This is a genomic window from Amycolatopsis sp. WAC 01376 (assembly GCF_003947415.1).
GTDB lineage: Bacteria > Actinomycetota > Actinomycetes > Mycobacteriales > Pseudonocardiaceae > Amycolatopsis.
The window spans coordinates 56,878-69,038 of record NZ_QHKL01000007.1; the positions used below are offsets into that span (position 1 = coordinate 56,878).

Genomic DNA, 12,161 nt, shown 5'->3' on the forward strand with positions numbered 1-12,161 from the left:
GGGAGAAAGGCCGGAATCGATGCACTCCATTCCGGCGCGGATCCGCGCCGGAATGGAGTTGTGGCTCAGCCGCAGGAGAGAGTGCCGGCGCGGAGTGCGTGGCCGCCTTCGTTCCCGTCGTCGGCCCAGACCACCTGCTTGCTCCCCGACGCGCAGGCGCCCGCGATGGCGAAGCCTTCGTTGTTGTAGTCCGGCATCCCGCTCGGACGGTCGTAGGTGGCGGTCACGGCGAACTTGCCCTGCGCGCCGATGGCGAGTGTCGTCGAGGTACCGCCGCAGTTGTCGTCGCAGACCGCCCACAGCTTGCCGGTCGAAGCTTCGTACTCGAGCTCCATGATGGAGTCGAGCCCGCTCGCGAAGCTCGCGACGCGGGTGTACTTCCCGCCCGCCTGGTCGAGCGCGTAGGCGTAGACCATCCCGTTGCTCTCCAGGCCGACGAGGTAAAGGCCGGTGCCGTGACCGGGGTAGCTGCCCGGGTTGTACGGCGCCTTCGTGCGCTCGTCCACGAATCCCTTCGCGGTGAGGGCGCTGTTCGGGACCCACGAGACGGCTTCGAGGCCGTCGTTGGCCGAAACCTTCGGCAGATCCGCGGTCAGATCCCATTCGGCCTTGGCGGTGAGGGTCTTGGCCGAGCCGGAGACGTCGTACCGGAGCACCTTGAGCGCGCTCGTCTTGCTGTTGTCGCCGTCCCGTTCGGTGGCCGCGACCACGCCGTCCGGGGTGGCCACGACCGCTTCGGCGTCCGGATCGCCCTTGCCGCTGCGGTAGCGCAGCGCCTTGCCCGACGACCAGCCGTTGGCGGTGTCCGGCTGCCACTTCGTGCCGTTGCGCACGAGGCGGTACAGCGTGCCGGGCCCGTTCTTGACCGCCCAGAGTACGTCGGGTCCGCCGAAGGACAGGCCGCTCATGTTGCCGCCGAGGACGTTCGAGCCGTCGGCGTTCGCGACGGCGGAAGCGCCCGGCCACGCGCTGCTCGCCGCGGTGCTCGCGGTGGCGGTCGTGGCGGGCAGCACCAGCAGGGCCACGGCGACGGCGGTCACGGCGGCGGGTCGGATCCGACGAGATGATCGGGGCATTCGCGCTCCTTCGGGGCGGACGAAGTGGGTCGCGGCGTGTCGTCACAAGTTAAGTAAGTTTCCTTACGAATACAAGATATCGCCAAGTTCTCACCAAATGAAGCAACGGTGGATTTACAAAAGATGGCTACTTGTCAAACCGGGTGTACATCACCTACAGTTTTGTAAACCAGCCAATGGAGGAGGGTGCGATGAGCGAGATGACGGGCACGATCCCGGCGGGCTCGACCGAACGGTGGACCGACCGCAAGCGATACCTGTGGCTGATCGGCCTGGTCGTCCCCTCGCTCGCGTTCCTCGCCATCGGGCTGCACGCGGCCACCGGCTGGGGTGTGTGGTTCTGGATCGGGCCGATCGTGATCCTGGTGATCGTGCCGCTGATCGACCTGCTGGCCGGGCTGGACCGCGGCAATCCGCCCGACGACGTCATCGATCGGCTGGAGCGGGACCGCTACTACCGGTGGATCACCTTCGCGTTCCTGCCGATCCAGTACGCGGGTTTCGTGGTCGCGTTCTGGCTGATCGCCCGCGGTGACCTGTCCGTCGTGGACAAGATCGGCCTGGCGATCTCGATCGGTTGCATCGGTGGCATCGGCATCAACACCGCGCACGAACTGGGGCACAAGAAGGAAAGCCACGAACGCTGGCTGTCGAAGATCGCGCTGGCACAGAGCTTCTACGGCCACTTCTACATAGAGCACAACCGCGGCCACCACGTCCGCGTGGCGACCCCGGAGGATCCGGCCAGCAGCCGGGTGGGGGAGAGCTTCTACCGGTTCTGGCCGCGCACGGTGTTCGGCTCGCTGAAATCGGCCTGGGGTCTGGAGCGCAAGCGGTACGCCCGGCGCGATCGGCATCCGTTCCGGATCGGCAACGACGTGCTCAACGCCTGGCTGATGTCGGCCGTGCTGTGGGCGGCGATGACCGTGTGGCTGGGCCCGGGAATCCTGCCGTACCTGGTGATCCAGGCCGTGATCGGCTTCTCGCTCCTGGAGGTCGTGAACTACATGGAGCACTACGGCATGCGCCGGCAGAAGGTCGGCCCGCCGAACCGGCGACGCTACGAACGGGTGGATCCCAGTCACAGCTGGAATTCCAACAACATCGCCACGAACGTCCTGCTCTACCACCTGCAACGGCACAGCGACCACCACGCCAACCCGACCCGCCGCTACCAGACGCTGCGCGATTTCGCGGAATCGCCGGTCTTGCCGACGGGTTACGCCGGGATGATCGTGCTGGCACTGGTCCCGCCGGTGTGGCGGCGCGTGATGGATCCGCGCGTGCTCGCGCATTTCGACGGAGACATCTCTCGCGCCAACATCCAGCCGTCGAAACGGGCCAAGATCCTGGCGCGCCACGGAACGCGCGTCACCGCGCCGTCCCGCGTCGTCACCGACACGCACGGCGACGCGACAGACGGCGGGATGTGCCCCGGTTGCGGCTACGTCTACGACGAGAAACTCGGCGACCCGCGGGAAGGCTTCCCCGCCGGAACGCCGTGGTCGGCGATCCCCGATTCGTGGTGCTGCCCGGACTGCGGGGTGCGGGAGAAGGTCGATTTCGTGGCACCGGGAAGGGTCGGAGCATGATGAAGATCGAGGCGGACCGCGCGAAATGCGACGGGCTGGGCATGTGCGAGGCGATGGCGCCCGACTTCTTCGAGGTCGGCGACGACGGCACGGTCGTCGTGCTCGACGAACGGCCGGGTGAAGAATACCGGCAGGACCTGTCGGCCGCCGTCGACGCCTGCCCTGTCCTCGCCCTGAAACTGCGGGACTGATCATGGCGCTGGTCGTCGTGGGAGCCTCACTGGCCGGACTGCGCGCGGTCGAGGCCGCGCGCCGGGACGGGTACCGCGGACGGATCGTGCTGATCGGAGCGGAAGACTACCCACCGTACGACCGGCTCCCGCTGTCGAAAGCGTTCCTCGACGAGGAAGGCCCCGGGCGGATCGAGCCGTTCCACGGTGAGGCCGCGCTGCGCGACGAATTCGGCGTCGAACTGATGCTCGGCGCCCCCGCGGACGGGCTCGACACCACCGCTCGCGAGGTGTCGGTGGCGGGGACGACGGTGCCTTACGACGCGCTGGTGATCGCGACCGGCGCCACCGCGCGGCGGCTGCCCGGAGGCGAGGGAATCGCCGGCGTCCACACGCTGAGGACCGCCGAGGACGCCATGGCGGTCCGGTCCGCGCTCGACCGCGGGGCGCGCACGGTCGTGATCGGGGCCGGTTTCATCGGCTCGGAAGTCGCCGCCGCGGCCAGGAAACGCGGGCTGCCCGCGACGATCGTCGAGGCGCTCGATGTCCCGCTCACCCGATCGGTCGGGGCCGAGGCGGGCGCCGTCTGCGCTTCACTGCACCGAGAAGCGGGTACGGAACTGCGGCTGTCCACGATGGTCACCGGCCTGGAATCCGACGGCGGCGTGGTGACCGGCGTCCGGCTCGCGACCGGCGAGGTGCTGCCCGCGGATCTGGTGGTCGCCGGCATCGGCGTCGTCCCGGCCACCGGCTGGCTCGCCGGGAGCGGCGTCCCGCTGCACGAGCGCGACGGCGGCGTGGTGTGCGATGCCACGCTCGCGACCGGCGCCCCCGGCGTGTACGCCGCCGGAGACGTCGCACACGCCGCGAATCCGTTGTTCGACGGCGAACTGATGCGGTTGGAACACTGGACGAACGCCGCGGAGCAGGGAGCCGCGGCCGCTCGTCACGCGCTCGCCCCGGAGTCGGCGCGTGCGCTGGCGCCGGTGCCGTACTTCTGGTCGGACTGGTACGACCACCGGATCCAATTCGTCGGCACGCCACGCGCGGACGAGGTGGTGACCGCTGTTCCGGCTTCCGGCGGGTTCACCGCGCTGTACCGGCGCGGGGACCGGATCGTCGGCGCGCTGACGATCGACCGGCCGCGCGAGATCATGAAGTACCGGCGCCACATCGCCGGGCGGGCGCCGTGGCCGGAGGCGCTGGCGTTCGCCGCGGAAACGGCGGTCTAGAAGGTGTGTCCTGAACGGAGTTCGACGACCTGGGTGAGGACACGCGCGCGCGTTTCTTTTCGGCCGGAGGCCTCGGATTTGCGCAGGCGGGCCGGCGACGCGGCCAGGGCGAGCCGGCAGCGGATGCCACGGTCCGGCTTCGCGAATCTGAAAGCGCGCCCTGAAAGGCACAGCCTAGAATGACGATCATGAGTGAGGCACCGGTCGCGGGGGGTCCGTACCGTCAACCGATCGTCGCGTCGGCGATCGAGTTGACCGTGCGCTCCGGCTGGTCCTCGGTGACGATGAGCAAACTCGCGGAGATCGTCGGCGTCAGCCGCCAGACCGTCTACAACGAACTCGGCTCGAAGAGCCAGCTGGCCGAAGCGATGATTTCGCACGAACTCGGCCGGTTCCTCATGGTCGTCCGGGACGCTTTCGAACGGCACCCTGACGACCTCGTCGAGGCGATCCACGACGCCGTCCGCGGCGTCCTCGAACTCGCCGACGACAACCTCCTGCTGCGAGCCATCGTCTCGGCCACGCACGGCGCCGACACCGAGTTGCTGCCGCTGCTGACGTCGCGGGCCGGGAGCCTGCTGAGCGAAGCGACCGTCATGTTGCGCGGCCGTGTTCGCGCCTACGGCCCGCCGCTGGATGCGGAGCAGCTGGATGTGGCGATCGACGTCGTGGTCCGCACCGTGCTGAGCCACATCATGCAGCCGTCGGACACTCCGGCGCGTACGGCCGACGCACTGGCTTGGATGGCGTCGCGCGTGCTCGGCGCGACGACGACCCGCTCGCTGCGGCATCCTTCGCGGGGCTAGGGCCGCGGTTTCCGCTGGGCAAACCGGTGTCGTCGAAGCGCTGACCTGAACGCGACGATGGAGGATTTGGGACGTTGAGTGTCCCAAATCCTCCATCGTTGCGTGGTCACACCTTGATCAACGGAAGATCGGGGACACTCAACGTCCCGAATCCTCCGTTGATCAAGGTGTGACCCCTGAATACGGGCGGGTACCGAGTGGGGAAGATCAGGGACGTTCAACGTCCCAAATCCTCCCCACTCGACCCAGGCGACCACCTCACTCGTGAGCGCGCGGAAACTGTCGGTCCCGTATGCGAAGCTCCACCGATGATCGTCGTATTCGATGCCGAACTCTGGGTCTGGGACGCCCGCCGCGAGGAGACCTGGACCTTCGTGAGCCTGCCCGAGGACATCTCCGAGGAGATCCGCGAAATCACCGACGGCCCCCGCCGCGGGTTCGGGGCGGTTCGCGTCCAGGTCGGTATCGGCGGCAGCAAATGGAAGACGTCGATCTTCCCGGACTCCAAACGTGGCGCCTACGTGCTGCCGGTCAAAAAGGCGGTCCGCAAGGCCGAAGGGATCGAGGAGGGAGATGTAGCGAAGGTGACCGTCGAGCTGATCGACCTCTGACCGTCAAAGCAGGCGTTCACCGAGCGAGGTCGTCTGGTAGAGGACGCCGCGGCCGGAGCGTTCCCGGGTGACCAGTCCGCTGTCCCGCAGGACCTTGAGGTGCTGGGAGACAGCGCTTGGTGTCACGCCGAAGGCCCGGGCCAGATCGGTCGTGGTCGCGGGGGAGGACAGCGCCGAAAGGAGAGCGGCCCGCATCCGGCCCAGGAGGCGCACGGTGCCTGCTCCCGGTGATCGGGTTCCGGCTGCCCACAACGCGGCGGTTCCTCGCGCCGGGTAGCGGATCGTGGTCTGGGTCGAGGTGTTGTTCTTGATCAGGACATAGGGCGAGCCGAGGACGACAGGCATCAGCACGAGACCGCCTGGCCCTCGCGTGACTGCCCTGTGCCGATTCCGCCAGCGTTCGCCGGCCAGGGTGACCCGGTCGGAGTGCCAGCGCAGGTCCGGGTGCAGATCCGCGAACAACCGCTCGGCGCCGCCCGCGGTCAGTTGCCGGGCGCGGTATCCGACGTCGGCTTCCAGCGCCGCCCGGATCCGCGGCCAGTGCGGCGCGACGAGGCGGTCGTGGGCTTCGCGCAGTTCCCCGGCGATCTCCCGGAGGCCGGCGGTGGGGTCGTCCGCGAGGGCCGCGGCGGCGTGGGGAAGCTTTTCGCCGAACACCCGGTCGAGACTGGCTCTCACCCGTGCTTCGGGGGTTCGCCGCAGCGCGTCGAGGTCGTTTTCGAGGGAATCTCCCGAGTCCCGCGGAGCGGGGACGAGGAATTCCGGCCAGCTGAGCCTGCCGGTCACGAGCAGCGGCCAGGTCCGCGAAAGAGCGAGAGATTCGCGATCGAGTTCCTCCCGCGCCCACCGGGACCAGGGCTGATTGACCGTGTTCCGGTCGAGTCCGGCGATTTGCAGCAGGCAGGCGACGGTTTCGGACAGCGGCGAGATCGCGAACCGGGTCGCGGCCAGTTCGGCGACGCCGAGTTCGATGGTCATCGGCATCGCCAGAGTATGTAGTCCGGGGCTAAATGGTGTCTCCGGAACGCGGGACGTCGCCACGATCCGATCATGTCCGACTTACCCCGCGTACCGGCGACTGTGGTGGGCCACCGGGATCGACAGTCTCGGCAATGGCGTCTTCGCGGCGGCGCTGCCCTTGCTGGCCGTGACGGTGACCCGCGACCCGAGGGAGGTCGCTCTGGTCTCGGCCGCGACGTACCTGCCGTGGCTTCTGCTATCGCTCATCGCCGGATCGGTCGTCGACAGGGTCGACCTGACCACGCTCATGTGGCGGACGCAGGCACTCCAAGCCCTGATCGTCGGCGTGCTCACGGCACTCGTCGTGGCCGGGGCGATCACTGTGCCGGTGCTCGTTCTTCTCGCGTTCGCGCTGGGTTCGTGCGATGTCTTCTACGACAACGCCGCGCAAACGACGCTTCCGGATCTCGTCCCGGAAGACCTGCTGCACCAGGCGAACGGCAGGCAACAGGTGGCGATGACCGTCGGAAGGCAGTTCCTGGGGCCGCCTCTCGGGAGCCTGTTCTTCGCGCTCGCCTTGCCCTCCCGTTCGCGGTCGACGCCGCATCGTTCGTCATCGCTGCCACACTTCTGGCCAGGCTGCCCGGACGGCGCGGACACGCGGAAAGCGCGAAGGTCCTCGACGGACTTCGCTGGCTGAGGAAACACCGTCTGTTCCGCACACTCGCTTTGCTGCTCGGCATCAACACGTTCTGCGGTCAGCTCGGGAACGCGACACTCGTGTTGTTCGTGACCGACGTGCTGCATCTCGGCGCGGGAGTGTTCGGTCTGCTGCTCGCCGGCGCGGCACTCGGTGGCATCGCGGGTGGCCTGGTGATCGCGCGGCTGGTCGCCCTGCTCGGCGACCTCCGTGCGCTCCTGGTCTCTCTTGCCGTGAACGCCGTCGTCTTCGCCGGTATGGGGTTCAGTCCGAACGTCGCCGTGCTCGGCGGGCTCTTGGCGGTGAGCGGGTTCGTGACGACGATCTGGAACGTCGTCACGGTTAGCGTCCGCCAGCGGTCGGTTCCCGCTTCGCTGCTCGGGCGCGTCAACAGCGTCTACCGGCTTCTCGGCTGGGGGTTGATGCCGCTCGGCGCATTCGCCGGAGGACTCCTCGCGCACAGGTTCGGGCTTCGCGTTCCCTATCCCGTCGCGGGAGCCGTGCGAGGCCTCGTGCTCGTCGTCGCGCTTCCGGTGCTGATTCCGGCGACGCGGGACGCTACTCCTCCGTGAGCTCGGCCAGCTGATCCGCGGCGTCCCGGTTGCCAAGTGCGGCCAGGCGCCGCAGTTCGTCCAGCGCACCCAGTTCGGTCGCCGTTTCGATCAGCTGGTCCGCCGCGTCGCTGCTGCCGGCGTCGGCCAGCCGCCGGAGTTCGTCCAGGTCGCCGCGTTCCCCGGCGTCCTGGATCCGCTCGTCGATGGCGTCCTGCTCTTCGCTCATGTCACCAGGCTACGGGCAGTTCGTAACGACACGAGTCGCGGCGGAGGTTCAGCCGGTCCGGATCGGGACCATGGGACTCGGCTCGGCGACAGCGCTCGTGACTGCCGCGTTCATTCCCGGCCGGTCTTCGCCAGCTTCGACGGCCACCAGATCTTCCGTCCGACGTCCACCGACAGAGCCGGTACCAGCAGCGAGCGCACCAGAAGCGTATCGAGCAGAACGCCGAACGCGACGATGAAAGCCAGCTGTGCCAGGAAAAGGATCGGCAGGACGGCCAACGCGGCGAAGGTCGCGGCGAGGACGACACCCGCGGAGGTGATCACGCCGCCGGTGACGCGCAGGCCGCGCAGCGTCCCGTCCCGGGTGCCGATTCTGCCCGCCTCCTCGCGGACCCTGGTCATCAGGAAGATGTTGTAGTCGATCCCCAGTGCCACAAGGAAGACGAAGCCGAACAGCGGGACGACCGGGTCGGCGCCGGGGAAGTCGAAGACGTGGTTGAACACCAGCGCCGAGACACCCATCGTCGCGGCGAACGACAGCACCACCGTGCCGATCAGCAGCAGCGGCGCGAGCAGCGACCGCAGCAGGAGGGCGAGTACCAGGAAGATCACGACCAGGACGATCGGGATGATCAGCAACCGATCGTGCTCCGAGGTCTCCCTGGTGTCGAGCAGGGTCGCCGTCGGCCCGCCGACCTTGGTGCCGTCGACGGGGTGCACGGCTTCGCGGATCCGTTGGACCGTCGCGACGGCCGCGTCGGAGTCGGGCGGATCGGCCAGTACCGCGTCGATCTTCGCCAGCCCGCCCGCTTCGCCGCTTTGGCGGACGTCCGAGACGCCGGGGACACGCGCCAGCTCGGTCACCGCCTTGGCTTGTCCGGCGGGGGCGATGATCACGGTCGGAGACCCGGAGCCGCCGGGGAAGTAGCGCGAGAGGACTTCCTGTCCTGCCACGGAATCGACCGGCGTGAGGAAGACGTCGGACTGCGCAGTGCCGGAAGCCTTGAGCTGTGGGAGGAACGCGCCGCCTGCGAGGAGGACGACGGTCGTGACGATCCAGATCGTGCGCGGCGCGCGGGAGATCCAGCCCGCGACGCGTCCCCAAAGCCCGCCGGTCTCTTCCTTCGGCGGGGCGACCGCCGGCCGGAAGGGCCAGAAAGCGTTGCGCCCGCACAAGGCAAGGACGGCGGGCAGGAACGTGATGGTCGTCAGGAAGGCCGCGCCGATGCCGATGGCGGCGACCGGGCCGAGTCCCTTGTTGGAGTTCAGGTCGCTGAACAGCAGACAGAGGACGCCGAGGATCACGGTCCCGGCGGAGGCCGCGATCGGCTCGATGGTCGAACGCCAGGCCGTGCGGAGCGCGGTGCGGGCGTCGTCGGTCGTCCTGAGTTCCTCGCGATAGCGGGAGATCATCAGGAGCGCGTAGTCGGTGGCGGCGCCGAAGACGAGGATGAACAGGATGCCCTGGCTCTGCCCGTTCAACGCCAGCACGTCGTGATCCGCGAGCAGGTACACCGCGAGGCTCGCCGTTCCCAGCGCGAACACCGCGGACAGCAGGACGAGCAGGGGCAGCAGCGGGCTTCGGTAGACGATGATCAGGATGAGCGCGACCACCGCGCCCGCGACCAGGAGCAGCAGCCCGTCGATCCCGCCGAACGCCTCCTTGAGATCGGCGACCTGCGCGGCCGGACCGGTCACGAGCACTTTCAGCCCATCCGGGGTGTCACGGGCGAGCGCGTCACGCAGTGCCTCGACCCCGTCCCCGGGGTCGGTCGTGGCGTCGAGGAGCACGACGACCTGCGCACCCGCGTTGCTCTGCGGCGCCGGGACGAGCCGTGCGTTCGACGTCCGGTCGGCGAGGAATCGCTTGTCGCCCTCGGTCAGGCCCGACGGCCGTTCGGCGACGACGATCGCCGGGATGACGGCGGCACTGGAGAACTGCTTCTGGAGTTCACCGACCTCGGTCGCTTCGGCCGAGGCGGGCAGGAAGCTGCTGCTGTCGTTCTCCGTGACCTGGCTCAGCTTGCCGGCGTACGGGCCGCTGAATCCGCCGAAGATCAGCCAGGCCACCGCGATGAGGGCGGGGAGCAGCCAGCGCAGACGTGACCGCGTGCGGGCGGGGTGTTCGACTTCGGAGATCATGAGCGGATGGCTCCCGTGGCGGTACTACTTCGACGAGTGAATAGTTCGACCATCGAAATAGTAGAGTGGTCACCCGGACGGGGCAGCGTGAGGGGAGGTTTCGGACATGACCAAGGGCGCTGAAGACACCGAGGAGGTCACGGACGCCCTGCTCGTCCTCCTGCTGAGGCAGCTGACCGTCGAATCGGACCGGTTCGCCGAGATGTTCGGTGAGGCGCACGGCCTGCACCGGACCGACCTCAACGCGCTCGCGGTGATCATGGACGCGGCCAGGATGGGGGACCCGATGAGCCCCAGCAGGCTCGCGAGCGCGCTGCATCTGAGCGCGTCGGCGACGACGTCGGTGCTGGATCGGCTGGAGCGGGCCGGGCACCTCTACCGGGACCGGAGCGCGACCGACCGTCGCAAGGTCGAATTGCGGATGCACGACAAGGCGCGGGAAACCGGCGCCGAGTTCTTCATGCCCCTCGGCGAGCGCTTCTCCGCCGCATGGAGCGACCTTGGGGACGAGGAGCGGCGGACGGTCGCCCGGTTCCTCCGGAGCAGTATCGCCGCGACCGTGGAGGTGCGGGCACGCCTGGCACCGTGAACACTCGGGGCATGCGATGTGTGGTGCTCGGTGCGACGGGATATGTCGGCGGACGACTGGTGCCGCAACTGCTCGAAACGGGCCACGAGGTCCGCGTGGTGGCTCGCTCGCCGGAGAAGGTCGCCGAAGAGCCGTGGCGTGACCGGGTCGAGGTCGAACGCGGCGACGTCACCGATCCGGCCTCGATCGAGACGGCGCTGGCCGACGGCGAGGTCGTCTACTACCTCGTGCATTCCCTGGCGCAAAAGGACTTCGTCGCGATCGACCGCGAGGCGGCGAAGACGGTCGCCGACGCCGCGAAGAAGGCGGGCGCGCGGCGGCTGGTGTACCTGGGCGGCATCGTGCCGGACGACGAGGAGTTGTCGCCGCATCTGGCTTCCCGCGCCGAAGTCGGCAGGGTCCTGCTGGACTGCGGGGTGCCCGCCGTCGTCCTGCAGGCCGCGGTGATCATCGGCTCGGGTTCGGCGAGTTTCGAGATGCTGCGCTACCTGACCGAACGCCTTCCCGCGATGATCACCCCGCGGTGGGTGCACAACCGCATCCAGCCGATCGCGATCCGGGACGTGCTGCACTACCTCGTGCACGCCGCAGACTTGCCGCCGGAAGCGAACGGCGCGTTCGACATCGGCGGCCCCGACGTCCTGACCTATTTGGACATGATGCGCCGCTACGCCGTCGTCGCGGGTCTGCCGAGGCGGGCCGTCGTGCCCGTTCCGGTGCTGACTCCGTGGCTTTCCGCGCAGTGGGTCAACCTGGTCACGCCCGTGCCGAAGTCGATCGCCGTACCGTTGATCGAGTCGCTGGTGCACGAAGTGGTCTGTCACGACCATGCCATCGCCGAGCACATCCCCGACCCGGAAGCGGGGCTGACCCACTACGAACATGCCGTCGAATTGGCGCTGACCCGGATCCGGAACGCCGACGTGCCGACCCGCTGGTCGGACGCGTCGACCGCGCCGTCGGACCCCCTGCCGAGTGATCCGGAGTGGGCGGGCGGCACGGTCTACGAGGACAAGCGCGAACAGCGGACGGACGCCTCACCGGAAGCGCTGTGGGACGTCATCGAGTCCATCGGCGGGGAACACGGCTGGTACTCGTTCCCGCTGGCCTGGTCGGTCCGCGGCTGGGCGGACCGGCTCGTCGGCGGAGTCGGGTTGCGGCGCGGCAGGCGGGATCCGCGACGGCTGCACCTCGGTGAGGCGCTGGACTGGTGGCGCGTCGAATACCTCGACCGGCCGCGCCTGTTGAGGCTGCGGGCGGAAATGAAGCTCCCGGGCCGTGCCTGGCTCGAACTCGGCGTCGAGTCCGATGAGGACGGTGGGACGATCTACCGGCAGCGGGCGGTGTTCGAGCCGCACGGGCTCGCCGGGCACGCGTACTGGAAGGGGATCGCGCCGTTCCACGGCGTGGTCTTCGGCGGCATGGTCCGCAACATCACCGGCGCCGCGCAGAAAGCGGCCGGTGTGCTCGGAGGCTGAAGGGGACTTTCCCCGCGTGTGGTGAA

13 protein-coding genes are annotated in these 12,161 nt (G+C 68.7%); 9 read left to right on the top strand and 4 right to left on the bottom strand.

From position 1 onward, the window contains the following. Positions 1-65: 65 nt before the first annotated feature. Positions 66-1,076, bottom strand: coding sequence for a hypothetical protein (locus tag DMH03_RS30875; RefSeq protein ID WP_125795532.1), 1,011 nt, complete (start codon positions 1,074-1,076; stop codon positions 66-68). 191 nt (positions 1,077-1,267) lie between these two features. Here DMH03_RS30875 and DMH03_RS30880 point away from each other — a divergent pair, with 191 nt between their 5' ends. The 5 genes from DMH03_RS30880 (at position 1,268) to DMH03_RS30900 (ending at position 5,487) form a co-directional block, all read left to right on the top strand. Beyond that, positions 1,268-2,668, top strand: a complete 1,401-nt coding sequence (locus DMH03_RS30880) for a fatty acid desaturase (protein WP_125795533.1) — start codon at positions 1,268-1,270, stop codon at positions 2,666-2,668. Then, positions 2,665-2,859 carry a ferredoxin gene (locus tag DMH03_RS30885; protein ID WP_125782839.1) on the top strand — a complete coding sequence of 65 codons (195 nt, stop codon included), beginning with the start codon at positions 2,665-2,667 and terminating at the stop codon, positions 2,857-2,859. The genes DMH03_RS30880 and DMH03_RS30885 overlap by 4 nt, the downstream gene beginning before the upstream one ends. Before the next feature lie 2 nt (positions 2,860-2,861). Next, complete coding sequence (locus tag DMH03_RS30890) at positions 2,862-4,070, top strand: NAD(P)/FAD-dependent oxidoreductase (protein WP_125795534.1); 1,209 nt, start codon at positions 2,862-2,864, stop codon at positions 4,068-4,070. Positions 4,071-4,249: 179 nt separating this feature from the next. Then, a complete protein-coding gene (locus DMH03_RS30895; RefSeq protein WP_125795535.1) occupies positions 4,250-4,876 on the top strand; it encodes a TetR family transcriptional regulator in 627 nt (208 codons plus the stop codon). Positions 4,877-5,184: 308 nt separating this feature from the next. Beyond that, complete coding sequence (locus DMH03_RS30900; protein WP_125795536.1) at positions 5,185-5,487, top strand: DUF1905 domain-containing protein; 303 nt, start codon at positions 5,185-5,187, stop codon at positions 5,485-5,487. Between the two features lie 3 nt (positions 5,488-5,490). Here DMH03_RS30900 and DMH03_RS30905 read toward each other — a convergent pair whose 3' ends face one another. Continuing rightward, positions 5,491-6,471: a DUF5937 family protein gene (locus tag DMH03_RS30905; RefSeq protein WP_233611732.1), complete on the bottom strand. Its 981-nt coding sequence runs from the start codon at positions 6,469-6,471 to the stop codon at positions 5,491-5,493. On the opposite strand from DMH03_RS30905, the gene DMH03_RS42935 reads away from it, so the two are divergent. Next, the gene (locus tag DMH03_RS42935; protein WP_255431261.1) at positions 6,458-7,147 is read left to right on the top strand and encodes an MFS transporter; all 690 of its coding nucleotides are present in this window, start codon (positions 6,458-6,460) and stop codon (positions 7,145-7,147) included. The two genes, DMH03_RS30905 and DMH03_RS42935, sit on opposite strands and share 14 nt — an antisense overlap. Before the next feature lie 29 nt (positions 7,148-7,176). Next, positions 7,177-7,719: an MFS transporter gene (locus tag DMH03_RS42940; RefSeq protein WP_255431262.1), complete on the top strand. Its 543-nt coding sequence runs from the start codon at positions 7,177-7,179 to the stop codon at positions 7,717-7,719. Here the strand turns inward: DMH03_RS42940 and DMH03_RS30915 are convergent. Together DMH03_RS30915 and DMH03_RS30920 are read right to left on the bottom strand one after the other, a co-directional pair. Next, complete coding sequence (locus DMH03_RS30915; RefSeq protein WP_125795537.1) at positions 7,706-7,927, bottom strand: hypothetical protein; 222 nt, start codon at positions 7,925-7,927, stop codon at positions 7,706-7,708. The genes DMH03_RS42940 and DMH03_RS30915 overlap by 14 nt on opposite strands. Positions 7,928-8,037: 110 nt before the next feature. Next, positions 8,038-10,068 carry an MMPL family transporter gene (locus DMH03_RS30920; RefSeq protein WP_125795538.1) on the bottom strand — a complete coding sequence of 677 codons (2,031 nt, stop codon included), beginning with the start codon at positions 10,066-10,068 and terminating at the stop codon, positions 8,038-8,040. A 106-nt stretch (positions 10,069-10,174) separates the two neighbouring features. Here DMH03_RS30920 and DMH03_RS30925 point away from each other — a divergent pair, with 106 nt between their 5' ends. Next, on the top strand, positions 10,175-10,657 hold the full coding sequence (locus tag DMH03_RS30925; protein ID WP_125795539.1) for a MarR family winged helix-turn-helix transcriptional regulator: 483 nt from the start codon (positions 10,175-10,177) through the stop codon (positions 10,655-10,657). 11 nt (positions 10,658-10,668) lie between these two features. Beyond that, entirely contained in the window at positions 10,669-12,135 is a 1,467-nt protein-coding gene (locus DMH03_RS30930) for an SDR family oxidoreductase (protein WP_125795540.1), read from the top strand. Positions 12,136-12,161: the final 26 nt, after the last annotated feature.

What these genes read in the sequence shown, in the direction of transcription:
- DMH03_RS30920 (WP_125795538.1), bottom strand. Translation starts at nt 10,068, where the DNA reads ATGATCTCCGAAGTCGAACACCCCGCCCGCACGCGGTCACGTCTGCGC.
- DMH03_RS30875 (WP_125795532.1), bottom strand. Translation starts at nt 1,076, where the DNA reads ATGCCCCGATCATCTCGTCGGATCCGACCCGCCGCCGTGACCGCCGTC.
- DMH03_RS30885 (WP_125782839.1), top strand. Translation starts at nt 2,665, where the DNA reads ATGATGAAGATCGAGGCGGACCGCGCGAAATGCGACGGGCTGGGCATG.
- DMH03_RS30925 (WP_125795539.1), top strand. Translation starts at nt 10,175, where the DNA reads ATGACCAAGGGCGCTGAAGACACCGAGGAGGTCACGGACGCCCTGCTC.
- DMH03_RS30895 (WP_125795535.1), top strand. Translation starts at nt 4,250, where the DNA reads ATGACGATCATGAGTGAGGCACCGGTCGCGGGGGGTCCGTACCGTCAA.
- DMH03_RS30915 (WP_125795537.1), bottom strand. Translation starts at nt 7,927, where the DNA reads ATGAGCGAAGAGCAGGACGCCATCGACGAGCGGATCCAGGACGCCGGG.
- DMH03_RS30890 (WP_125795534.1), top strand. Translation starts at nt 2,862, where the DNA reads ATGGCGCTGGTCGTCGTGGGAGCCTCACTGGCCGGACTGCGCGCGGTC.
- DMH03_RS30880 (WP_125795533.1), top strand. Translation starts at nt 1,268, where the DNA reads ATGAGCGAGATGACGGGCACGATCCCGGCGGGCTCGACCGAACGGTGG.
- DMH03_RS30905 (WP_233611732.1), bottom strand. Translation starts at nt 6,471, where the DNA reads ATGCCGATGACCATCGAACTCGGCGTCGCCGAACTGGCCGCGACCCGG.
- DMH03_RS30930 (WP_125795540.1), top strand. Translation starts at nt 10,669, where the DNA reads ATGCGATGTGTGGTGCTCGGTGCGACGGGATATGTCGGCGGACGACTG.
- DMH03_RS42935 (WP_255431261.1), top strand. Translation starts at nt 6,458, where the DNA reads ATGGTCATCGGCATCGCCAGAGTATGTAGTCCGGGGCTAAATGGTGTC.
- DMH03_RS30900 (WP_125795536.1), top strand. Translation starts at nt 5,185, where the DNA reads ATGATCGTCGTATTCGATGCCGAACTCTGGGTCTGGGACGCCCGCCGC.